Genomic DNA, 20,395 nt, shown 5'->3' with positions numbered 1-20,395 from the left:
GGGGTCGAGCCATGGGGCGCGGCCGGGCCAAGGCCAAGCAGACAAAGGTCGCCCGCCAGCTGAAGTACAACAGCGGCGGGACTGACCTCTCGCGTCTGGCCAATGAGCTGGGCGCATCGCCGACGGAACCGCTGCTGCCTGTCAGCGAGCCGGTCGAAGTCGATGACGATCTGGACGACGACGACCCGTACGCCAAGTACGCGGATCTGTACAACAGCGATGATGACGACGACGAGGACGAAGAGTCCGGTCCGTCGGCACAGCGCCGCGGCGCTTGACGCTCTCCCGCGTCTCTTTTGCGTCTGCACCACGCAGGTGGCGGCCAGTCAGTGACTGACCCCGGCTGAGCAACACAAGAACCCGGTCCAGGGCCTCGCCCCGGACCGGGTTTCGGTGTTGTCCCTGCTCTAGCTCGCGTAAGCGCCGGTCAGGGTCGCACCCTCGGTGTGCGCACCGCGCTCCAGGATCTCTCCCGCGACCCAGGCGCCCACGCCCCGGTCGGCCAGCGCGGTCAGCGCCACGTCCACCGACTCCTGCGGGACCACAGCCATCATGCCGACGCCCATGTTCAGGGTCTTCTCCAGCTCCAGCTGCTCGACCTGACCGGCCTTGCCGACCAGGTCGAAGATCGCGCCCGGGGCCCAGGTCGAACGGTCGACCGTGGCGTGCAGGTGGTCCGGGATGACCCGGGCCAGGTTCGCCGCGAGGCCGCCGCCGGTGATGTGCGAGTACGCGTGGACCTCGGCCGTACGGGTGAGGGCCATGCAGTCCAGCGAGTAGATCTTGGTCGGCTCCAGGAGCTCCTCGCCGAGGGTCCGGCCGAGCTCCTCGACGTGCTGCTCGAGGGACATCTTGGCGCGGTCGAAGAGGACGTGCCGGACCAGCGAGTACCCGTTCGAGTGAAGGCCGGAGGACTCCATCGCGATGACGGCGTCACCCGTACGGATGCGATCCGCGCCGAGCAGGCGGTCGTACTCGACGACACCGGTGCCGGCGCCCGCCACGTCGAAGTCGTCCGGGCCCAGCAGACCCGGGTGCTCGGCGGTCTCGCCGCCCACCAGGGCGCAGCCGGCGAGGACGCAGCCCTCGGCGATGCCCTTGACGATCGCCGCGACACGCTCCGGGTGGACCTTGCCCACGCAGATGTAGTCGGTCATGAAGAGCGGCTCGGCACCGCAGACGACGATGTCGTCCATGACCATCGCGACGAGGTCGTGGCCGATGGTGTCGTACACGCCCAGCTGGCGGGCGATGTCCACCTTCGTGCCGACCCCGTCGGTCGCGGAGGCCAGCAGCGGGCGCTCGTAGCGCTTGAGGGCGGAGGCGTCGAAGAGGCCGGCGAACCCGCCGAGGCCGCCGAGGACCTCGGGGCGCTGCGTCTTCTTCACCCACTCCTTCATCAGCTCGACGGCGCGGTCTCCCGCTTCGATGTCCACGCCTGCGGCTGCGTAGCTGGCACCGGTGGTCTTCTCTGTCATGACAGGGAGAGCTTTCGTGTCGTTACTGCTTGTGGTGCCGGGCCCTGGGAGAAGCTTCAAAGGCAGGGCCCGGCGCAGGTGGAGCAGGGGTTGCGGGTCGCGGCGCTACGGGCGCCGGAGCGCGTCGGCGGCGTCGGTGCCGCCCGCGAGCTCGGACTCCAGGAGCTGCTTGCCCAGGAGCTGCGGGTCGGGCAGCTCCATGGGGTACTCGCCGTCGAAGCAGGCCCGGCAGAGGTTGGGCTTCTGGATGGTCGTCGCCTCGATCATCGCGTCGAGCGAGATGTACGAGAGCGAGTCCGCGCCCAGCGACGTGGCGATCTCGTCGACCGTCATGCCGTTGGCGATCAGCTCGGCCCGGGTGGCGAAGTCGATGCCGAAGAAGCACGGCCACTTCACCGGCGGCGAGGAGATCCGGATGTGGACCTCGGCCGCGCCGGCCTCGCGGAGCATCTTGACCAGGGCGCGCTGCGTGTTGCCGCGGACGATCGAGTCGTCCACGACCACCAGGCGCTTGCCCCGGATGACTTCCTTGAGGGGGTTGAGCTTGAGGCGGATGCCCAGCTGGCGGATCGTCTGCGAGGGCTGGATGAAGGTCCGGCCCACGTAGGCGTTCTTGACCAGGCCGGAGCCGTACGGGATCCCGCTGGCCTCGGCGTATCCGACGGCGGCGGGCGTGCCGGATTCCGGCGTCGCTATGACCAGGTCGGCATCCACCGGGGCTTCCTTGGCCAGGCGCCGGCCCATCTCGACACGCGAGAGGTAGACGTTCCGGCCGGCGATGTCGGTGTCCGGGCGCGCCAGGTAGACGTACTCGAAGACACAGCCCTTGGGCTTTGCTTCCGCGAAGCGGGAGGTGCGCAGGCCGTTCTCGTCGATCGCGATGAGCTCGCCCGGCTCGACCTCGCGGACGAAGCTGGCGCCGCAGATGTCGAGGGCGGCGGTCTCACTGGCGACCACCCAGCCGCGCTCCAGGCGGCCGAGGACCAGCGGGCGGATGCCCTGCGGGTCACGGGCGGTGTAGAGGGTTCCCTCGTCCATGAACACCAGCGAGAACGCACCCTTGACCTTCGGGAGGACCTTGGTGGCCGACTCCTCGATCGTCAGGGGCTTGCCGTCGTCGTCCGTCTGGCCTGCCAGCAGGGCGGTGACCAGGTCGGTGTCATTGGTGGCCGCCACCTGGGTGGCACGGCCGTCCTGACGGGGGAGGTCGGCGACCATCTCGGCGAGCTCGGCGGTGTTCACCAGGTTGCCGTTGTGACCCAGGGCAATGGAGCCGTGGGCGGTCGCGCGGAAAGTGGGCTGCGCGTTCTCCCAGACGGAGGCTCCGGTGGTCGAGTAGCGGGCGTGACCGACCGCGATATGACCCTGGAGCGAGCCGAGAGAGGTTTCGTCGAAGACCTGGGAAACGAGGCCCATGTCCTTGAAGACGAGGATCTGGGAACCGTTGCTCACAGCGATTCCCGCGGACTCTTGTCCACGGTGCTGCAACGCATACAGTCCGAAGTAGGTGAGCTTGGCGACCTCTTCACCCGGAGCCCAGACACCGAAGACGCCGCAAGCGTCCTGGGGGCCCTTTTCGCCGGGGAGCAGGTCGTGGTTGAGTCGTCCATCACCACGAGGCACGCTTCCGAGTGTAGGCGAGATCGACCACTGGTCCGAATTGGGGACGCCCGGGAAATCTCACAGCACAGAGGGTGACCGGACGGCTCCGTCTCGGCATTCGGATCACCTTGTTGACATCTACGAGCGCATTCGTACAGGCTCTCGGCCCATGCAGCCTCCCGGTGACCGTTCCGTCACCCTCGTCGAGCGCCGCCACGTAGACCTGGTCCGTGTCGCGAGCGCCATCTGTCGCTGTTCCGCGTAGCCGCAACTCTCCTTTCCCTTTTTCTTTTTCCGCTCCGGCCGGCCCTGCCCCGCCGTGCTGCGCGCCGTCCCGCGCGCCCGCCGGGCCGGGTGGCCGAGCCATGCCTTGGAGTACTTGTGCCTTCGTACGACAACAACCTGTCCCGGCGTGCCTTCGGCAGCGCCGTCGGCGTGACCGCGGCCGCGGCGGCCGTGGGGCTGGGCGCCGCCCCGGCCCAGGCGGCCCAGGAGACCCCCGGGCCGCAGGAGCGGGAGTTCCGCGCCGCCCGCGGCCGGCACTCCCGGCGGCCCAACATCCTGTTCGTCCTGGGCGACGACCTCGGCTGGGCCGACCTGTCCTCGTACGGCTCCCCGCACATCAAGACCCCGAACCTGGACCGGCTGGCACGCCAGGGCGTCCGCTTCACCGATGCCTACTCCGGCTCCGCCACCTGCTCACCGACGCGGTTCAGCCTGTACACGGGCCGCTACCCGGGCCGGGTGGAGGGCGGACTCGCCGAGCCCATCGCCGACAAGAGCGCCGGCCTGGAGCCCACCCACCCGACGCTGGCCTCGCTGCTGCGCGACGCGGGTTACGCGACCGCGCTGATCGGCAAATGGCACTGCGGCTACCTGCCCGACCACAGTCCGACCAAGTCGGGCTGGGACGAGTTCTTCGGCAACTTCGGCGGGGCCCTGGAGTACTACTCCAAGCTGGGCCTCGGCGGCGAGTACGACCTCTACGAAGGCGACGCCACCTACAAGGACCTGCGCTACTACACGCGGATCATCACCGAGCGGGCCGCCGAGTACGTCTCCCGCGACCACGGCGGCAAGCCGTGGCTGCTCAACCTCAACTTCACCACCCCGCACTGGCCGTGGATCGCCGACGGGGACACCGAGGCGAGCGCCGAGGTCGAGCGCCGGATCAAGGCGGGCGACGCCCGGGCGCTGTGGCACCAGGACGGCGGCTCCGTCGAGAAGCACCGGCAGATGGTCGAGGACCTCGACCGCTCGATCGGCGAGGTGCTGAAGGCGCTCGAGCGCCTTCAGGGCAGGCGAACGACACCCTGATCGTCTTCTCCAGCGACAACGGCGGCGAGCGGTTCTCGTACAACTGGCCGCTCTCCGGCAACAAGGCCTCCCTCCAGGAGGGCGGGATCCGGGTGCCGAACATCGTGCGCTGGCCGGCCCGGATCGACGGCGGCCAGGTCAGCCGGGTCCCGGTCTTCACCCCCGACTGGACGGCGACCCTGCTCGAGCTGGCCGGGACCCGGCCGAACCCGGCCTACCCGCTGGACGGGGCCAGCCTGGCCGGGTACCTGCTGCGCGGCGAGAAGATCGCCGAGCGGAACCTGTTCTGGCGGGTGCGCGGCGAGCGGGCCCTGCGCCGGGGGGACTGGAAGTACTACCGCGGCAAGGCGGGCCGGGACCAGCTGTTCCACCTGGCCGGTGATGCCCGGGAGCAGGCCGACAAGGCGGCCCTGGAGCCGGCCAGGCTCGCGGAGCTGCGCGCGGCCTGGGAGAAGACGGACGCGGGTCTGCTGCCCTACCCGGCGTGACCCCCGAGCCCGTCGGCCGCCGGGCGGACCCCGTCGGCCGCCGGTCTCATTCGGCGGCCGAGCCCGCCTCGGCGTCCAGGCCGTGGCCGTCGGCAGCGGTGAGGGTCAGGGCGTCGCCCTGGATCCTCCAGGTGAGCGGGCCGCTGCCGAACAGCGCGGTCAGCGTCCGTTCGAGCTCGCCCTGCGGGCCCTCGCAGGCCATCCGGGTGGTGGTCAGCGGGCCGAAGGTGACCTCGGGCCCGTCGACCGCGGCCTTGGCGCTGAAGCGGTTGCAGCCGAGGCTGCCGCTCGCGGTGCCGTCGGCGCCGATGGTGAAGACGGCCTTGCCGGCCGCCTCGGCCGGTACGGAGGACACAGTGTCGCCGCTGCGCAGCGAGGTCACGGTCCACGTGGTCGCGGTGAGCGGGGCGTCCGGCGTACGGGGCTCCGAACTCATCACGATCGTGCTCCCGTCGGGCGTCTTCAGGGTGAGCCGGCCCGGCTGGCGCTCGAAGGTCAGCCGGCCGGTGAACAGTTTGGCGAAGGCCGTCTCGAACTCCATGTTCTCGCAGGCCATGGCGGTGGTGGAGCCCGGTTTCACGGTGATGCCGGTCGCTCCGTCGTGGGCGATCCCGGCGGTGAATCCGTTGCAGCCGTAGTTGCCGGTGGCCTGGTCGGGCTCGCCCACCGGGAAGGTCACCTGGGCGACGGCGGGCGCCGTGAGGGTCTTCCCGTCCACGGTCAGGCTCTGCACGGACCAGGTCCCGGACGTGCCGTGGCCCGGACGGGCGGCGGGGGTACCGCCGCCGTCACCGCAGGCGGTGGCGGCGGCCAGGGTCAGGAGGGCGACGAGGGCAGCGGGGAGGTGCCGGAGCGTTCGCATGCCCCTGGGACGGATACGACGCCGCGCCGGTTCCCCTCGGCCCGGCCGCACTCGGCCCGGCCGCACTCGGCCCGGCCGCACTCGGCCGGGCCCGTCTCAGCGCATCACCGGCAGCAGCGCGGCCAGGTCGGCCCGCTCCCCGCTGGCCCTGACCTGCGCGCCCTCGACGGCCGCGGCCCAGTCCGTACGCCCGGTGGCCAGCCGGATCCAGGTCAGCGGGTCCGTCTCGACCACGTTCGGCGGGGTGCCGCGGGTGTGGCGGGGCCCCTCGATGCACTGGACCACCGCGAAGGGCGGGATCCGTACCTCCACCGAGGCGCCCGGGGCCTTGAGCGCGAGGGCGTCGGCGAGCAGCCGGGTGCAGGCGGCCAGGGCCTGCCTCTCGACCGGGATGTCCACCCCGGCGGCCCGGGCCAGGTCATCGGTGTGGACCACCAGTTCCACGGTCCGGGTGACGAGGAAGTCGGCCAGGGTCATGTCCCCGATCCACAGGTCGAGCACCCGGCTGCCGGGGTTCGCGGCCAGCGCCTCGGCCATGCGGGCGCCGGCCCGCTCGTACAGCTCGGGCAGCGGGGCGCCCTCGAGGGTCTCCTTGGCCGCTTCGGCGATCTTCCCGGCGAGGGAGGCCGTGGCGAAGGGCCATTCGACGGCCGTCAGTTCCGGCACGGCGGCCGGGGGCCGGGCCAGTCCGCTCGCGAGCGAGTCCGCGATCCACGCGATGTGCGCGGCGAGATCGGCGACGGTCCAGTCGCCGAGGCCGCTGGGCCGCGCGAGCTGCTCGTCGTCCAACCCCCGTACGGCCTCGGCCACATGCCCGAACTGCGCGGTGACGGCCGTACGGACCCTGGCGGCGTCGTACCTGCGGATCTTGGGTGCCATGGGGGGAGTCTGCCCGATCAGTCCCCGCCGCCGCAGCCTCCTCCGCAGCTGCTGTCACTGCCGCAGCTGCCGTAGGAGCCGCAGCCCGAGCTGCCGGAGCGGGAGCCACGGGCGGCGCGGCGGCGCTCCTCGTCCGCCCGCCACCGGAGGGAGTACGAGGTGCCGGCCGGCTGCCACGGCTTCAGACGGTGGAGGCGGACCGGCAGCAGCGGGGCGGCGGTGAGCCCGGAGACGATCACGCTGCTGCCGGAGAGGACGGCGTGGACGGCGTACTCGAGGAGCACCTCGGCTCCGTCGCAGGGCACGCCGTACAGGATCGCCTCGTAGGGCTCACGGGTGTCGTCGATGTCGTGGTGTTCGGCGCGCAGCCGGCTCTCCGGCCCGCCCAGCAGGATCCGGCCGCCCCCGGACCGGAACCGGTTGGTGTCCTCGAACCGGCTGCGGAAGCCGATCAGCGGCGGGGCCGTGGTCGTCCCTGCGTCCGCGACCAGCCAGGTGTACCCGGAGGCTCGGCGGCGGACACCGACGCGCAGCACCGGCTGCGGTCCGTCGTGCAGCCGCCGGGCGGAGCGCCGTGCGGCGAGGCCGCGCCCGAGCAGTGGGAGCCCGGGGATGAGCAGCAGCAGGGACAGCATCTGCTGGTTGACGGCGTCGTACGGGGCCTGTGCGCTCGCCCCGAGGTCCGCCACGAGGGCCCAGGCCAGGGAGGCGGCGCCGACGAGGGTGAACAGCCCGCCGACGAGGACCGGCCACCGGCCCCGGTGGCGGTGGCCGTCCGGGAGGTGCTCCGGAATCGGGCTGCGGGCGTCCCCGGCCGCTTCGAGGAACAGGGCGCGCTGTCGGCGCCGGGAGCGCAGGCGCAGCACTGCCCCGGTGAACGTCCAGGCGCAGAGGGCGATGACCAGCCAGCATCCGGCCCGGCCCTCGTCGGTGACGGGGGGCGGTCCGTACAGCCGGCCTGCCATGTCCAGGGCGATCACGGGAGCGGACACCGCGGTGGCGGCCGGCAGGTAGCGGTACCAGGCGGGGAGCGCGAGGAACAGGATCGCGGAGTGGTAGCCGACCCAGTCGGTGCCCGACGACGCAGCCGTCTCGGGATCGTCGGAGCCGACCAGGGAGAACCCGTAGACGACCAGCGGAACCAGGAGCCAGCACACGACGGTGGGTGCGAAGACCAGGGGGACGCGTGCGTCACGCCAGCGCCGTGCGGCCGCGGCCGTCCAGGGCCGGGCGCCGCCCTCGGGCAGGGCCGCGTCGGGCAGCTTCTTGACCATGTCGTTCACGGCGTCAGTATGCGGACGTGCCCTCGCAGGCCAGAAGGCCTGCGAGGGCACGGAATCACTACAACCGCCGGGCGGTGCGGGCGGGATCAGGCCAGCAGGGCCGGGATCGTCGCCTCGTGGGCGGTACGCAGTTCCGCGAGCGGGATCGTGAACTCGCCCTGGATCTCGATCTCCTCGCCGTCCACCACGCCGATGCGGGTGGCGGGCAGGCCCCGCGCACCGCACATGTCGGTGAAGCGGAGCTCCTCGCTGCGCGGGACGGCCACGATGGCCCGGCCCGCCGACTCGGAGAACAGGAAGGTGAACGCGTCCAGCCCCTCCGGCACCACGACCCGCGCACCGTTGCCGCCGCGCAGGCAGGACTCGGTGAGCGCCTGGATCACGCCGCCGTCGGACAGGTCGTGCGCCGCGTCGACCATGCCGTCGCGGGACGCCGAGATCAGGATCTCGCCGAGCAGCTTCTCGCGGCCCAGGTCCACCTTGGGCGGCATGCCGCCGAGGTGGTCGTGGACGACCTGCGACCAGGCCGAGCCGCCGAACTCCTCGGCCGTGTCGCCCAGCAGGTACAGCAGCTGGCCGGCCTCCGCGAACGCCATCGGCGTACGGCGGTTGACGTCGTCGATCACGCCGAGGACCGCCACGACCGGGGTCGGGTGGATCGCGACGTCACCGGTCTGGTTGTACAGCGAGACGTTGCCGCCGGTCACCGGGGTGCCCAGCTCCAGGCAGCCGTCCGCGAGACCGCGGGTGGCCTCGGCGAACTGCCACATGACGCCCGGGTCCTCGGGGGAGCCGAAGTTCAGGCAGTCGGAGATGGCCAGCGGCTTGGCGCCGGTCGCGGCGACGTTGCGGTACGCCTCCGCCAGCGCGAGCTGCGCACCCGTGTACGGGTCGAGCTTCGCGAAGCGGCCGTTGCCGTCCGTCGCCATGGCCACGCCGAGGTTGGACTCCTCGTCGATGCGGACCATGCCGGCGTCCTCGGGCTGCGAGAGCACCGTGTTGCCCTGGACGAAGCGGTCGTACTGGTCCGTGACCCAGGACTTCGAGGCCTGGTTCGGGGAGGAGACCAGCGCCAGGACCTGCGCGCGGAGCTCTTGCGAGGTCTGCGGGCGGGGCAGCTTGCCCGCGTCGTCGGCCTGGAGGGCGTCCTGCCACTCGGGGCGCGCGTAGGGCCGGTTGTAGACGGGGCCCTCGTGGGCGACGGTGCCCGGGGGCACGTCCACGATCTGCTCGCCGTGCCAGAAGATCTCCAGGCGCTCGCCGTCGGTCACCTCACCGATGACGGTGGCGATGACGTCCCACTTCTCGCAGATCTCCATGAAGCGGTCGACGTACTGCGGCTCGACGATCGCGCACATGCGTTCCTGCGACTCGCTCATGAGGATTTCCTCGGGCGAGAGCGTCGCGTCGCGCAGCGGGACGGTGTCCAGCTCCACGCGCATGCCGCCGGAACCGGCGGAGGCCAGCTCGGACGTGGCGCAGGAGAGCCCGGCGCCGCCGAGGTCCTGGATGCCCGCGACCAGCTTCTCCTTGAAGATCTCCAGGGTGCACTCGATGAGGAGCTTCTCCTGGAAGGGGTCGCCGACCTGGACCGCCGGGCGCTTCGTCGGCTTGGTGTCGTCGAAGGTCTCCGAGGCCAGCACGGACACGCCGCCGATGCCGTCGCCGCCGGTGCGGGCGCCGTAGAGGATGACCTTGTTGCCGGGGCCGGAGGCCTTGGCGAGGTGGATGTCCTCGTGCTTCATCACGCCGATGCAGCCGGCGTTGACCAGCGGGTTGCCCTGGTAGCAGGCGTCGAAGACGACCTCGCCGCCGATGTTGGGCAGGCCGAGGCAGTTGCCGTAGCCGCCGATGCCCGCGACCACGCCCGGCAGGACGCGCTTGGTGTCGGGGTGGTCGGCCGCACCGAAGCGCAGCGGGTCGACGACCGCGACCGGGCGGGCGCCCATGGCGAGGATGTCGCGGACGATGCCGCCGATGCCGGTGGCCGCGCCCTGGTAGGGCTCGATGTACGACGGGTGGTTGTGCGACTCGACCTTGAAGGTGACCGCGTAGCCCTGGCCGACGTCGACGACGCCGGCGTTCTCGCCGATGCCGACGAGCATGGCGTCGTTCTGGGGGACCTTCTCGCCGAACTGCTTCAGGTGGACCTTGCTGCTCTTGTACGAGCAGTGCTCGGACCACATCACGGAGTACATGGCGAGCTCGGCGCCCGTGGGGCGGCGGCCGAGGATCTCCCGGATGCGCGCGTACTCGTCCTCCTTGAGGCCGAGTTCCTTCCAGGGCTGGGAGGCGTCCGGGGTTTCGGTGGCGTTCTTGACCGTGTCGAGGCTCATGCGGAGACCAGCTTCTTCAGGACCGACGTGAAGAACGGGAGGCCGTCGGTGCGGCCCGTCCCGATCAGCGGCTCCACCGCGTGCTCGGGGTGCGGCATGAGGCCGACGACGTTGCCCGCGGCGTTGGTGATGCCGGCGATGTCGCGGAGCGACCCGTTCGGGTTCATGTCGACGTAGCGGAAGGCCACTCGGCCTTCGGCCTCCAGTTCGTCGAGCACACGCTCGTCGGCGACGTACCGGCCGTCCATGTTCTTGAGCGGTACGGAGATCTCCTGGCCGGCGGTGTAGTCGCCGGTCCACGCGGTCTCCGCGTTCTCCACCCGCAGCTTCTGGTCGCGGCAGATGAAGTGCAGGTGGTTGTTCCGGAGCATCGCCCCCGGCAGCAGGTGGGCCTCGGTGAGGATCTGGAAGCCGTTGCAGATGCCCAGGACGGGCATGCCGCCCTTGGCCTGCTCGATGATGGTCTCCATCACCGGCGAGAACCGGGAGATGGCTCCGGCGCGCAGGTAGTCCCCGTAGGAGAAGCCGCCCGCGAGGACGACCGCGTCGACCTGGTGCAGGTCCTTGTCGCGGTGCCACAGCGAGACGGGCTCGGCCCCCGCGAGGCGGACGGCGCGCAGCGAGTCACGGTCGTCGAGCGTTCCGGGGAACGTGACGACTCCGATGCGAGTGGTCACCGTCAGGCCTCGACCTTCACGGTGAAGTCTTCGATGACGGTGTTGGCGAGGAACGTTTCGGCCATCTTGTGGATGCGGTCGAGGGCGGCCTGGTCGACCGGTCCCTCCACCTCGAGCTCGAAGCGCTTCCCCTGGCGGACGTCGGCGATCCCCTCGAAGCCAAGGCGCGGCAGTGCACGCTGCACCGCCTGGCCCTGAGGGTCGAGGATCTCCGGCTTGAGCATGACGTCGACTACGACGCGTGCCACTGGCACTCCCGATGGGTGGTTGGTGCGAAGGCGGTTCCCTCAGCGTACCCGTCCGAAATTTCTACGCGGGTAGATATCCGTGGAGCGTGATCGTCCGCCCGTTTCGGCTTCACCAACGCTTCGCAAAATCCACCGGAAAACCACGTGCCCGGGATTGCGGCAGGACACGCGGAGACAATTAACTGGGCTTCGCAATGCAATGGGAATCGCGGTACAAAGGATTCCACCGGGTCGGTGACATTTGTCGCCTCTCGACCCGGGGCGGAAAGTTGCATTGCTCCGAAACATCCACACAGGCGACATCACCGCACGTCCGACGTGTGGATGGTGTCGCGCGAAGGGACCGATATCCGTGGCGCAGCGCGTAGTAGTCACGATCTCCGACGACATCGACGGCGGAGAAGCGGCGGAAACGGTCACGTTCGGCCTGGACGGTAAGTCGTACGAGATCGACCTCAATCTGGCCAACGCAAAGAAACTGCGGAAGAGCCTCGAGCCCTTCGTGGCCGCCGGCCGCCGCCAGGCCCGCTCAGGGAAGGCGTACAAGCACACCTCGCTGGCCCCGGATCCGGCGGTCGTACGCGCCTGGGCCCGGTCCAACGACCTCGACGTGCCGCCGCGCGGCCGCATCCCGAAGCGGGTCTACGCGGCGTACAACGAGGCCCACTGAGGCCCGGCGAGGACCGCCGACGAGACCCGGAGGGGGCCGATTTGCCATCCACCCCCTCCGGTCCGCTAGTGTGTGGATCACGCCGAGGGGCGAGGCCGAAGGTCGAAACCCCGAAGGTCGTGCGGGTGTAGTTCAGTAGCAGAACATCCTCCTTCCAGGGGGAAGGCGCAGTGTGCGATCCCTGTCACCCGCTCTGCATGCTTTACCGACCACGGTTGTGGATCAGGTAGAGTGATGCACGCATCGCAGCGACATTCGTGTTGCCGCAAGCATGCGGACGTAGCTCAGTTGGTAGAGCACCACCTTGCCAAGGTGGATGTCGCGCGTTCGAGTCGCGTCGTCCGCTCAGCGTACAAAGGCCCTGATCATTGATCAGGGCCTTTGTCGTATGTCGTGTCGAATGTCGTGCCGTGCCATATGCCTTGTCGTGTGGATCGGCTTGTGGGCCAGCTTGTGGGTCGGCTTGTGGGTCGGCTTGCGCTGACAAATGTCATCGGGGGTGATGACGGCGCGCACTGGTACCGGCCGCGGGCTGCCGCGAGTCTGGAGTCGTGCACGGCGGCGACCGCCGGAGGGTGATCGGGGGACTGGGGCTGTGTCGAAGCTGACCGGATGGTGGAAGAACCGCAGCAGTGCGGCGAAGGTCGAGCTGTACACACGCTGCTCGTTCCACTTCTTCGTACTGATCGAGATCTTGTCGTTCGGATTGCCCCTGGTCGGCTCTGCAGCGGTGCGGTCGTCCTCGCGTCCCGTGGCCGTCGCGCTCTTCCTGGCACTGTGCGCGCACTCCGTGCTGGTCGCATTCCTCTCCTCCATGGCGCTGGACTGGCTGGTCGGGCGCCGGGCGCGGCCGGTGCGGCTCGCGGTGGCCACGGCGGTCCTGACGGCCGTCGCGTGCCTCGCCGCCCTCGTCCTGCGCAAGACCGGGCACATCGACGCGTCGGCGGCCCCGTCCCTGGTGATCGGCATGAGCTGCTTCGCCACGGGATCGTTGGTGCTGTGCCTGAGGCGGGTCCGGCGCATGTGGTGCGTCGCCCCGGCCGCTTCGGCCGGCACGGCCGTCGCGATGGTCGCCCTCGGCCTGCCCCTGGGCGAGGTCGTCGGCTACACGGTCGGAGTCCTGCTGAGCGGCCTGTTCATGAGCATGGCCTACGGGTTCTCCGGGTGGCTGCTGAACACCGTCTACGAGCTCGACCGGGCCCGGGAGCTCCAGGCGCAGCTGGCCGTCGCCGAGGAGCGGCTGCGCTTCGGGCGGGACCTGCACGACGTGATGGGCCGCAATCTGGCGGTGATCGCACTCAAGAGCGAGCTGGCGGTCCAGCTGGCCCGCCGCGAACGCCCGGAGGCCGTGGACCAGATGATCGAGGTCCAGCGGATCGCACGGGAGTCGCAGCGCGAGGTACGGGACGTCGTGCGCGGCTACCGCGAGGCGGATCTCACGGCGGAGCTGGAAGGCGCCCGCGGGGTGCTCAGCGCGGCGGGGATGGACTGCCGCGTCGAGATCGAGACCGGCCGCGCACTGCGCCCCGAGGTGCAGTCGGCGCTGGGCTGGGTGGTCCGGGAGGCGACCACGAACGTCCTGCGGCACGGAGACGCCCGCAGCTGTGTGATCCGGCTGACGGCGCCCGACGAGGGCGCGCTGACGCTGGTGGTGGAGAACGACGGGGCCCCCGAGGCGCCGGCCGGACCGCCGGGCTCCGGGCTCGCGGGGCTGCGGGAGCGGCTCGCGGTGCTGGACGGCACCTTGGAGGCGGGCCCGGTCGACGGCGGCCGGTTCCGGCTGCGGGCGCGGATCCCGGGCGGACAACTGCGAGGACTGGAGGTGCGGGCGTGAGCCCCGTACGCATACTGCTGGCCGACGACGAGCACCTGATCCGCGGCGCGCTGGCCGCGCTGCTGGCCCTGGAGGACGATCTGCTGGTCGTCGCGGAGGCGGCCTCGGGGCCTGAGGCCCTCGCGATGGCGCGCGCCCACCGGCCGGACGTGGCGGTGCTCGACCTGCAGATGCCGGGGGCGGACGGTGTGAGCGTGGCCACATCCCTGCGGGCCGAACTCCCCGACTGCAAGACCATGATCGTGACGAGTCACGGGCGTCCCGGGCACCTGAAGCGGGCCCTCGCAGCAGGGGTGCGGGCCTTCGCACCGAAGACCGTGTCGGCGCAGCGGCTGGCCGAGCTGATCCGCACCGTGCACGCCGGAGGGCGTTATGTGGACCCGGAGTTGGCGGCCGACGCGATCAGCGCGGGGGACTCCCCGCTGACCGCGCGCGAGGCCGAGGTACTGGAACTCGCGGGGGACGGGGCGCCGGTCGCGGAGATCGCGGAGCGGGCCTCCCTGTCGCAGGGGACCGTGCGGAACTACCTGTCGTCGGCGGCCTCGAAGCTCGGTGCGGAGAACCGGCACACCGCAGTGCGTCTCGCACGCGAGCGAGGTTGGGTATAGTGGTTCTCGCGCTACGGCGCACCTGCGGACATAGCTCAGTTGGTAGAGCACCACCTTGCCAAGGTGGATGTCGCGCGTTCGAGTCGCGTTGTCCGCTCCATCGAAGAAGCCCCCGGTCATCTGACCGGGGGCTTCTTCGTGTTCGGACCCGGACCCGGCCCGGCGTCCAGGCCCGGCGTCCCGGGCCTGGAAACCCTGGCCTCAGGCCCAGGCGAGCCCGGTGAGCCGCTCGTACGCCTCGACGTACTTGGCGCTGGTCTGCAGGGCGACCTCCTGCGGGAGGGCCGGCGGCGGGAGTTCGCCCTTCCGGTCCCAGCCGGAGGCCGGGGAGGACAGCCAGTTGCGGACGAACTGCTTGTCGAAGGAGGCCTGCGTGCGGCCCGGCTCCCACTGGTCGGCGGGCCAGAAGCGGGAGGAGTCCGGGGTCAGCACCTCGTCGCCGGCGACGAGCGTGCCGTCCGCGTCGAAGCCGAACTCGAACTTGGTGTCGGCCAGGATGATCCCGCGCTCGCGGGCGATGTCCCGGGCCCGGCCGTACACGGCGAGGGTGGTCTGGCGCAGCAGCGCCGCCGTCTCGGCGCCGGTGGTGCGCGCGACCTCCTCGTACGAGACGTTCTCGTCGTGCTCGCCGACCTCGGCCTTGGCGGCCGGGGTGAAGATCGGGGCGGGCAGCTCGGAGCCGTCCACGAGCCCCTCGGGGAGGGCCAGTCCGCAGACCGTACGGGTCTGCTCGTACTCGGCGAGGCCGGAGCCGGTGAGGTAGCCGCGGGCCACGCACTCGACCGGGACCATCCGGAGGCTCTTGCAGATCAGGGTGCGGCCGGCCCACTCGGCGGGGGCGCCCTCGGGCAGCTCGGTGCCGATCACGTGGTTCGGGACGAGGTCCGCGAGCTGGTCGAACCACCAGAGGGAGAGCTGGGTCAGGACACGGCCCTTGTCCGGGATCTCGGTGGGAAGCACCCAGTCGTACGCGGACATCCGGTCGCTGGCGACCATGACGAGGTTGCCGTCGCCGTCGCGGTAGAGATCGCGCACCTTGCCGGTGTGGAGGTGGACGAGGCCGGGCACCTGAACCGGCTCGGGCTTTTCGACGAATCCGGACACGGGGTCTCCCTGTGGTTCTGTACGAGCGCAGCCCCATTCTCCCGTACCCGGCCGCGAACGGGCACAACGGGTCCGGGTCGGTCAGTCCCGCTTGCAGATCCGGTCGAGGAGGTTGGCGGTGGCCCGCTGGATCCGTTCGTCGACGTGGCCGGGGCGGTCGAGGGCCGGGGACCAGGCGAACGTGCCGGAGGCGAAGACCAGCGCGCCGCTCGGGGCCCGGTACAGGGAGGTCTCCTGGTGGCGCTTCGCGCCCTCGCTGTCGAGGTACGGGGAGTGCGCGAGCAGGATCCGGTCCTGGTGCCCGGGGAGCTGGGTGCGCGGGAAGTACCGGTCGGCCTCGCCGGCGACCAGGCCGGGGAGCTCGTCGTTCTCGGCGGCGCCGGTGGAGTCCCAGAGCCAGTGCGTGGCATTGCGCACGATCAGGGGCGCGGGCTCGGGGACCCGCCCTGCGTACTGGATGCCGAGCAGCTGCTGCTCCGGGCGGTCGATCTCGCGCCAGAGGCTGGGGCGGCCGGGGCCGCGGCGTTTTCGGCAGGTGAGCAGCCGGTCCTCGACCCCGGAGGGGGAAGGGCCCAGCTCGACCTGCCAGTACATGGTGTTGGCGGAGAGGAAGACGAGCGAGGTGCCGTGGTCGCGGGCGCGCTCGACGGTACGGCGCATGGGGGCCGACCAGTACTCGTCGTGGCCGGGGAAGACCAGGCCGCGGTAGCGGGTGGGGTCGACGCGGCCGGCGTGCAGATCGCGGGTGTCGGCGTAGGCGATGTCGTAGCCGTAGCGCTCGGCCCAGCGGATGAAGTCGTAGGCGTGGCCCACGTGCAGGGGCAGGCCGGCGCCGGCGTAGGGCCGGTCGAAGGAGACGGTGACGGCCGCGTCCCGCTCGCCGAGCAGCCGGCCCTCGTCGTCCCAGGCGTGGTAGAGGCTGGCGCCGGTCCGCCCGTCCTCGGGGTAGAGGTTGTAGGCCTGCCAGGTGATGTCGGGCAGCAGCAGGAGCAGATCGGCGGGGTGGTCGTCGCGGACGGTGAAGGGGATGTGGGACCGGTACCCGTCGGCGGTGGTGAGCACGGCGACGTACGCGCCGACGCTCCAGTAGGCGGGGACCTGGAGCCGCCAGGAGAGCCACCAGTGGTGGCAGGAGACGGTGCGGTCGGCGGTGAGCGGGGCCGGCTGGACGATGCCGGAGAGCCGGGGGCTGGTGGTGATCTTGGAGGCGCCGTCGCCGCCGTAGTGGCCGATGCGGTAGACGTCGACCGAGAACTGCTGGGGCGGGTCCACGGTGATGTGGAAGTCGATGGCCTCGCCGGGCGCCACGGCCCCGGTGGAGGCGAACCCCTTGATCTGCCGGTGCACGTCGTCGGCGGTGCGCGGTCCGCCGTTGCTGCGGGCGCGGGGGTTCTGGCCGGGGGCCAGGGCCGGGTCCACGTACCAGGGCACGACCTGCCCGGTGTCGTCGAAGTACAGCTCGCTGCCCCGGAACCACGGCAACGGCCCCTGGCCGAAGGGATCGGTCACCGCGTGCGCGAGCGCCCCTGATTCCCATCGCCGGATCTGGTCCGCACCCATACCCGCTCCCCTCCCTCGCTCCCCCGAACGGTCTCTGCTCCACGTCGATGCGGCGCAGTTTCAGGACATCGAACCGCGACCGGTCCCAGCACATCACATAACGCACTCATTCCGTCACCGTTCGCCACATCCGGAGCCACGGAGTGCCGGGCGACCGGTCCCGGACCGGTCGGAAAGCCGCGCCGCGGCGACCGGCTCGAGCGTGGGCCCGGTCGCCGACGCGCTCCCGCTCACACCAGGCGGACCGGCTTTTCCGGGCGGACGCCCAGGGTGGCGAGCCAGTCGCGCAGGGGCTCCGCGTCGCCGTCCTCCACCAGGGTCAGCACCCGGGGGGCCAGGTCCGCGCGGCGTTCGCCGTCGACCAGGAGGACGGGGCCGTCCAGCCAGTCCAGCCCCGGCGCGGCATCGGCCGAGTCCACGGCCGCGGCACACACCATCGCCGTCACGTGGTCGGCGAGCAGGTCCCGCCCGCTGCGCGGCGGCTGGAGCGGGAACAGCGGCACGGCATCCGCCCCGCGCGCCGCCCCGGCCCCGGCAGCGGCCCCGGCAGCGGCACCTGCGGAACGTTCCTCCCTGGCCAGGTCACCGCTGAGCAGCCCGGCCAGCGCCTCCCCGGCGGCGCCCTCGCCGGCCCCGTCCGCGAGATAGCCCAGCACCCGGTCCAGCGTCGGCCCCGGTCCGGCCGGCACGGCGAGGGCGTCCAGCGCCGCATGCAGCCGGGCGGCCTCGGCCCGCCATTTGCGGTCCACGACCTCCTCCGGATACGCCGCCCAGTCCACCGGCGACCAGTCCGGACCGGCCTCGGCCGGACCGCCGTGGAAGAGCCGCGCGGCCAGCAGCGAAGCCGCCTCGTCGACCACCCCCGGCCGCTCCAGCAGGTCGCACGCGGGCCGCTCGCCCAGCCGCGAGGCGAACCCCTCGGCCAGCCGGTCCCGCCGGGACAGCTCGGTCAGTGCGGAGACGACACCTGCGTCGAGGTGCACCGGCCAGCGGCCCATCCGCCACGCGGGCAGCGCGACCCGGGTCAGCAGCCGGTCCCAGCCCGCGTAGGCGAGGCCGACCTGCTCCTGCGCGACGATGCGCAGCCCGTAATCCACACCCTGTGCACGGTCCGAGGCGGCAGCGGCCACCCCGCGCTCCATCTCGGCGGCATCCGCCTGGCACAGCCTCAGCAGCAGCCGGGCCGGCCTGCCGATCCAGCCGAGGCCGGGCCGGCTGCCCACGTCCACGGCGGCGTCGAGTCCGCGGACGAACCCGCGGGCGTCGGCTATGTCCGGATGCGCGGAAGGACCCGTACCGGCGACGACCGGCGCCAGGACCGCCCGCAGCTCGGCGACCCGCATCCACCACAGGAACGGCGAGCCGATCACCAGCACGGGAGCCGCGCCCGGCTCCGACTCGCGGCCGCCGGATATGCCGCCGCGGCGGTGCGCCGCATGGGTGCGGTCCTCCAGCCAGCTGTCGCAGTCCGGCGTCAGGGCTATCGCGGAGGGCACGGGCACGTCCATCCGGTCGGCCAGATCCCGCACCAGCCGGTAGAGGTCGGGCGCGGCGGTCTCCGGCAGCGGCACCGTCGGCGTCACGGCCGGACTCGCCCGCAGCACCACCGCGGCGAACACCCCGCCGACCAGCAGCACCAACGCCGCGACCACGCACACGACGAGGGTCACCACGGGCCAGGGATCCCCTGCCAGCCGGCCCGTCATCCGGGCGCTCAGCAGCACCACCGCGAGGGCGGCGGGCAGCACCCCGAGGGCCAGTGCCCTGCTGCGCACGCGCAGCACGGCCAGGGCCCGGGAGCGCGCGGACGGCGCGCCCACTTCCACGATCGAACCGGTTCCGGACACGGCCGGACCTCACCCCCTCTGCCCTGCGGCGGTTTTGCTCACTCCCCCACTGTGACACCCGCCACTGACATCGCAATGCCGGTGGGCCAAGTGCCGGAATGCTTGCGCCGCACCCTAGTTGGGGACCGTTCGGCAGTCAGCCGGACCGGGCGACCATCACCCGATGGAATGGCTTTGGGCAAAGGTGGGTGCGTTCGAACGCGGCCGGATGCACTCGCACGCGAACACGCGCGCGGGCCCGGGCGCACAGAGGTGCGCACCGGGCCCGCGTCGCGACTGCCCCGCTGCTCAGCGGCCTTCGGCCGCCTTGGCGGCAATGTCCGTACGGTGCTGGGAGCCGTCCAGCCGGATCCGCGCGACGGCCTTATACGCCTTCTCGCGGGCCTGTGCCAGATCGGAACCGGTCGCCGTCACGGACAGCACGCGGCCGCCCGCGCTGACGACGGCTTCGCCCTCGCGCCGGGTCCCGGCGTGCAGGACGTACGCGTCGGGACCGTCCTCGGCGGCCACCTCGGCCAGGCCCTCGATCGGGTCCCCGGTGCGCGGGGTCTCCGGGTAGTTGTGGGAGGCGATGACCACGGTGACGGCCGCGTCCGCGCGCCAGCGCAGCGACGGCTCGGCGTCCAGCGTGCCGTTCGCGGCGTTCAGCAGCACGCTCGCGAGCGGGGTGCGCAGCCGGGCCAGGACCACCTGGGTCTCGGGGTCGCCGAAGCGGGCGTTGAACTCGATGACGCGGACGCCGCGCGAGGTGATCGCGAGGCCGGCGTACAGGAGCCCGGAGAACGGGGTTCCGCGGTGGCGCAGCTCGTCCACGGTCGGCTGGAGGACGGTCTCCATGACCTCGTCGACCAGCTTCGGGTCGGCCCAGGGCAGCGGCGAGTACGCGCCCATGCCGCCGGTGTTGGGGCCCTCGTCGCCGTCGAGCGCGCGCTTGAAGTCCTGCGCGGGCTGGAGCGGCAGCACGGTGACGCCGTCGGTGATGGCGAAGAGGGAGACCTCGGGGCCGTCGAGGTACTCCTCGATGACGACGCGGTCGCAGCCGAGCGCGTGCGCGCGGGCGGCGGCCAGGTCGTCGGTGACCACGACGCCCTTGCCGGCGGCGAGGCCGTCGTCCTTGACGACGTACGGGGCGCCGAAGGCGTCGAGGGCCGCGTCCACCTCTTCGGGGGTGGTGCACACGTAGCTGCGCGCGGTCGGGACGCCGGCCGCGGCCATCACGTCCTTGGCGAACGCCTTGGAGCCCTCCAGCTGCGCCGCTTCCGCGGACGGGCCGAATACGGGGATGCCCGCGGCGCGGACGGCGTCGGAGACGCCGGCGACCAGGGGCGCCTCCGGGCCGACGACGACCAGGTCGGCGTCGAGCTCGGTGGCGAGGCGGGCCACGGCCTCGCCGTCGAGGGCGTCGACCGGGCGCAGCTCCGCCACCTCGGCGATGCCGGCATTGCCGGGGGCGCAGTACAGCGCGTTGACGTCGGGGTCGAGGGACAGAGAGCGGCACAGGGCATGTTCGCGGGCGCCGCCGCCGATGACGAGGACCTTCACGCCATGCAGCCTAGCCCGCGTGGCGGGATGCCTTTCGTGCGGCCACCCAATGAGACGCCC

The 20,395-nt window shown here is 71.7% G+C and carries 17 protein-coding genes, 3 tRNA genes and 1 pseudogene; 9 read left to right on the top strand and 12 right to left on the bottom strand.

What is annotated here, in order from left to right; genetic code table 11:
* Positions 1-11: 11 nt before the first annotated feature.
* Positions 12-278, top strand: coding sequence for a DUF3073 domain-containing protein (locus ACZ5WG_RS10920; RefSeq protein ID WP_030292353.1), 267 nt, complete (start codon positions 12-14; stop codon positions 276-278).
* Positions 279-407: 129 nt separating this feature from the next.
* Here ACZ5WG_RS10920 and purM read toward each other — a convergent pair whose 3' ends face one another.
* Positions 408-1,478: a phosphoribosylformylglycinamidine cyclo-ligase gene (purM, locus tag ACZ5WG_RS10915; protein ID WP_468722180.1), complete on the bottom strand. Its 1,071-nt coding sequence runs from the start codon at positions 1,476-1,478 to the stop codon at positions 408-410.
* A 105-nt stretch (positions 1,479-1,583) separates the two neighbouring features.
* Positions 1,584-3,101 carry an amidophosphoribosyltransferase gene (gene purF, locus ACZ5WG_RS10910; protein WP_030292355.1) on the bottom strand — a complete coding sequence of 506 codons (1,518 nt, stop codon included), beginning with the start codon at positions 3,099-3,101 and terminating at the stop codon, positions 1,584-1,586.
* A 148-nt stretch (positions 3,102-3,249) separates the two neighbouring features.
* Here purF and ACZ5WG_RS10905 point away from each other — a divergent pair, with 148 nt between their 5' ends.
* Both ACZ5WG_RS10905 and ACZ5WG_RS10900 read left to right on the top strand, forming a co-directional pair.
* Positions 3,250-3,345: a putative leader peptide gene (locus ACZ5WG_RS10905; protein WP_443067733.1), complete on the top strand. Its 96-nt coding sequence runs from the start codon at positions 3,250-3,252 to the stop codon at positions 3,343-3,345.
* Positions 3,346-3,434: 89 nt separating this feature from the next.
* A pseudogene (locus ACZ5WG_RS10900) lies at positions 3,435-4,885 on the top strand (sulfatase-like hydrolase/transferase).
* A gap of 46 nt (positions 4,886-4,931) precedes the next feature.
* On the opposite strand, the gene ACZ5WG_RS10895 reads toward ACZ5WG_RS10900, so the two are convergent.
* From ACZ5WG_RS10895 to purS, 6 genes are all read right to left on the bottom strand, one after another.
* Entirely contained in the window at positions 4,932-5,747 is an 816-nt protein-coding gene (locus ACZ5WG_RS10895) for an META domain-containing protein (protein ID WP_468722178.1), read from the bottom strand.
* Between the two features lie 96 nt (positions 5,748-5,843).
* Complete coding sequence (locus ACZ5WG_RS10890) at positions 5,844-6,626, bottom strand: maleylpyruvate isomerase family mycothiol-dependent enzyme (protein WP_468722176.1); 783 nt, start codon at positions 6,624-6,626, stop codon at positions 5,844-5,846.
* A 17-nt stretch (positions 6,627-6,643) separates the two neighbouring features.
* Complete coding sequence (locus ACZ5WG_RS10885) at positions 6,644-7,909, bottom strand: hypothetical protein (protein ID WP_468722175.1); 1,266 nt, start codon at positions 7,907-7,909, stop codon at positions 6,644-6,646.
* A gap of 86 nt (positions 7,910-7,995) precedes the next feature.
* Positions 7,996-10,245 carry a phosphoribosylformylglycinamidine synthase subunit PurL gene (gene purL / locus ACZ5WG_RS10880; protein WP_468722174.1) on the bottom strand — a complete coding sequence of 750 codons (2,250 nt, stop codon included), beginning with the start codon at positions 10,243-10,245 and terminating at the stop codon, positions 7,996-7,998.
* On the bottom strand, positions 10,242-10,922 hold the full coding sequence (purQ, locus tag ACZ5WG_RS10875) for a phosphoribosylformylglycinamidine synthase subunit PurQ (protein WP_266665872.1): 681 nt from the start codon (positions 10,920-10,922) through the stop codon (positions 10,242-10,244). Before purQ ends, purL begins: the two co-directional genes overlap by 4 nt.
* Before the next feature lie 2 nt (positions 10,923-10,924).
* Positions 10,925-11,176 (bottom strand): phosphoribosylformylglycinamidine synthase subunit PurS, encoded by a 252-nt coding sequence (gene purS, locus ACZ5WG_RS10870; RefSeq protein ID WP_008740952.1) that lies wholly within the window; start codon positions 11,174-11,176, stop codon positions 10,925-10,927.
* Between the two features lie 346 nt (positions 11,177-11,522).
* Here purS and ACZ5WG_RS10865 point away from each other — a divergent pair, with 346 nt between their 5' ends.
* The 6 genes from ACZ5WG_RS10865 (at position 11,523) to ACZ5WG_RS10840 (ending at position 14,382) form a co-directional block, all read left to right on the top strand.
* Positions 11,523-11,840 carry a histone-like nucleoid-structuring protein Lsr2 gene (locus ACZ5WG_RS10865; RefSeq protein WP_266665870.1) on the top strand — a complete coding sequence of 106 codons (318 nt, stop codon included), beginning with the start codon at positions 11,523-11,525 and terminating at the stop codon, positions 11,838-11,840.
* Between the two features lie 121 nt (positions 11,841-11,961).
* Positions 11,962-12,033 (top strand) — tRNA-Gly (locus ACZ5WG_RS10860).
* 80 nt (positions 12,034-12,113) lie between these two features.
* Positions 12,114-12,186, top strand: a tRNA-Gly gene (locus ACZ5WG_RS10855).
* Between the two features lie 249 nt (positions 12,187-12,435).
* Positions 12,436-13,674: a sensor histidine kinase gene (locus ACZ5WG_RS10850; RefSeq protein ID WP_468722172.1), complete on the top strand. Its 1,239-nt coding sequence runs from the start codon at positions 12,436-12,438 to the stop codon at positions 13,672-13,674.
* Complete coding sequence (locus ACZ5WG_RS10845; RefSeq protein ID WP_468722170.1) at positions 13,671-14,282, top strand: response regulator; 612 nt, start codon at positions 13,671-13,673, stop codon at positions 14,280-14,282. The genes ACZ5WG_RS10850 and ACZ5WG_RS10845 overlap by 4 nt, the downstream gene beginning before the upstream one ends.
* Before the next feature lie 24 nt (positions 14,283-14,306).
* Positions 14,307-14,382, top strand: a tRNA-Gly gene (locus ACZ5WG_RS10840).
* 101 nt (positions 14,383-14,483) lie between these two features.
* Here the strand turns inward: ACZ5WG_RS10840 and ACZ5WG_RS10835 are convergent.
* The 4 genes from ACZ5WG_RS10835 to purD all read right to left on the bottom strand — a co-directional run bounded on the left by ACZ5WG_RS10835 (position 14,484) and on the right by purD (position 20,335).
* Positions 14,484-15,386 carry a phosphoribosylaminoimidazolesuccinocarboxamide synthase gene (locus tag ACZ5WG_RS10835; RefSeq protein WP_468722168.1) on the bottom strand — a complete coding sequence of 301 codons (903 nt, stop codon included), beginning with the start codon at positions 15,384-15,386 and terminating at the stop codon, positions 14,484-14,486.
* An 81-nt stretch (positions 15,387-15,467) separates the two neighbouring features.
* Positions 15,468-16,946, bottom strand: a complete 1,479-nt coding sequence (locus tag ACZ5WG_RS10830) for a N,N-dimethylformamidase beta subunit family domain-containing protein (RefSeq protein ID WP_468722166.1) — start codon at positions 16,944-16,946, stop codon at positions 15,468-15,470.
* Positions 16,947-17,176: 230 nt separating this feature from the next.
* Complete coding sequence (locus ACZ5WG_RS10825; protein ID WP_468722164.1) at positions 17,177-18,793, bottom strand: hypothetical protein; 1,617 nt, start codon at positions 18,791-18,793, stop codon at positions 17,177-17,179.
* 288 nt (positions 18,794-19,081) lie between these two features.
* A complete protein-coding gene (purD, locus tag ACZ5WG_RS10820) occupies positions 19,082-20,335 on the bottom strand; it encodes a phosphoribosylamine--glycine ligase (protein WP_468722163.1) in 1,254 nt (417 codons plus the stop codon).
* Positions 20,336-20,395 lie beyond the last annotated feature (60 nt).

Source organism: Streptomyces sp. NPDC032745, from assembly GCF_055579465.1.
Note: the sequence above shows the minus strand (reverse complement) of the source record. Positions and strands in the feature narration are given on the sequence as shown.

What these genes read in the sequence shown, in the direction of transcription:
- ACZ5WG_RS10920 (WP_030292353.1), top strand. Translation starts at nt 12, where the DNA reads ATGGGGCGCGGCCGGGCCAAGGCCAAGCAGACAAAGGTCGCCCGCCAG.
- purM (WP_468722180.1), bottom strand. Translation starts at nt 1,478, where the DNA reads ATGACAGAGAAGACCACCGGTGCCAGCTACGCAGCCGCAGGCGTGGAC.
- ACZ5WG_RS10905 (WP_443067733.1), top strand. Translation starts at nt 3,250, where the DNA reads ATGCAGCCTCCCGGTGACCGTTCCGTCACCCTCGTCGAGCGCCGCCAC.
- ACZ5WG_RS10895 (WP_468722178.1), bottom strand. Translation starts at nt 5,747, where the DNA reads ATGCGAACGCTCCGGCACCTCCCCGCTGCCCTCGTCGCCCTCCTGACC.
- ACZ5WG_RS10890 (WP_468722176.1), bottom strand. Translation starts at nt 6,626, where the DNA reads ATGGCACCCAAGATCCGCAGGTACGACGCCGCCAGGGTCCGTACGGCC.
- purL (WP_468722174.1), bottom strand. Translation starts at nt 10,245, where the DNA reads ATGAGCCTCGACACGGTCAAGAACGCCACCGAAACCCCGGACGCCTCC.
- ACZ5WG_RS10830 (WP_468722166.1), bottom strand. Translation starts at nt 16,946, where the DNA reads ATGGGTGCGGACCAGATCCGGCGATGGGAATCAGGGGCGCTCGCGCAC.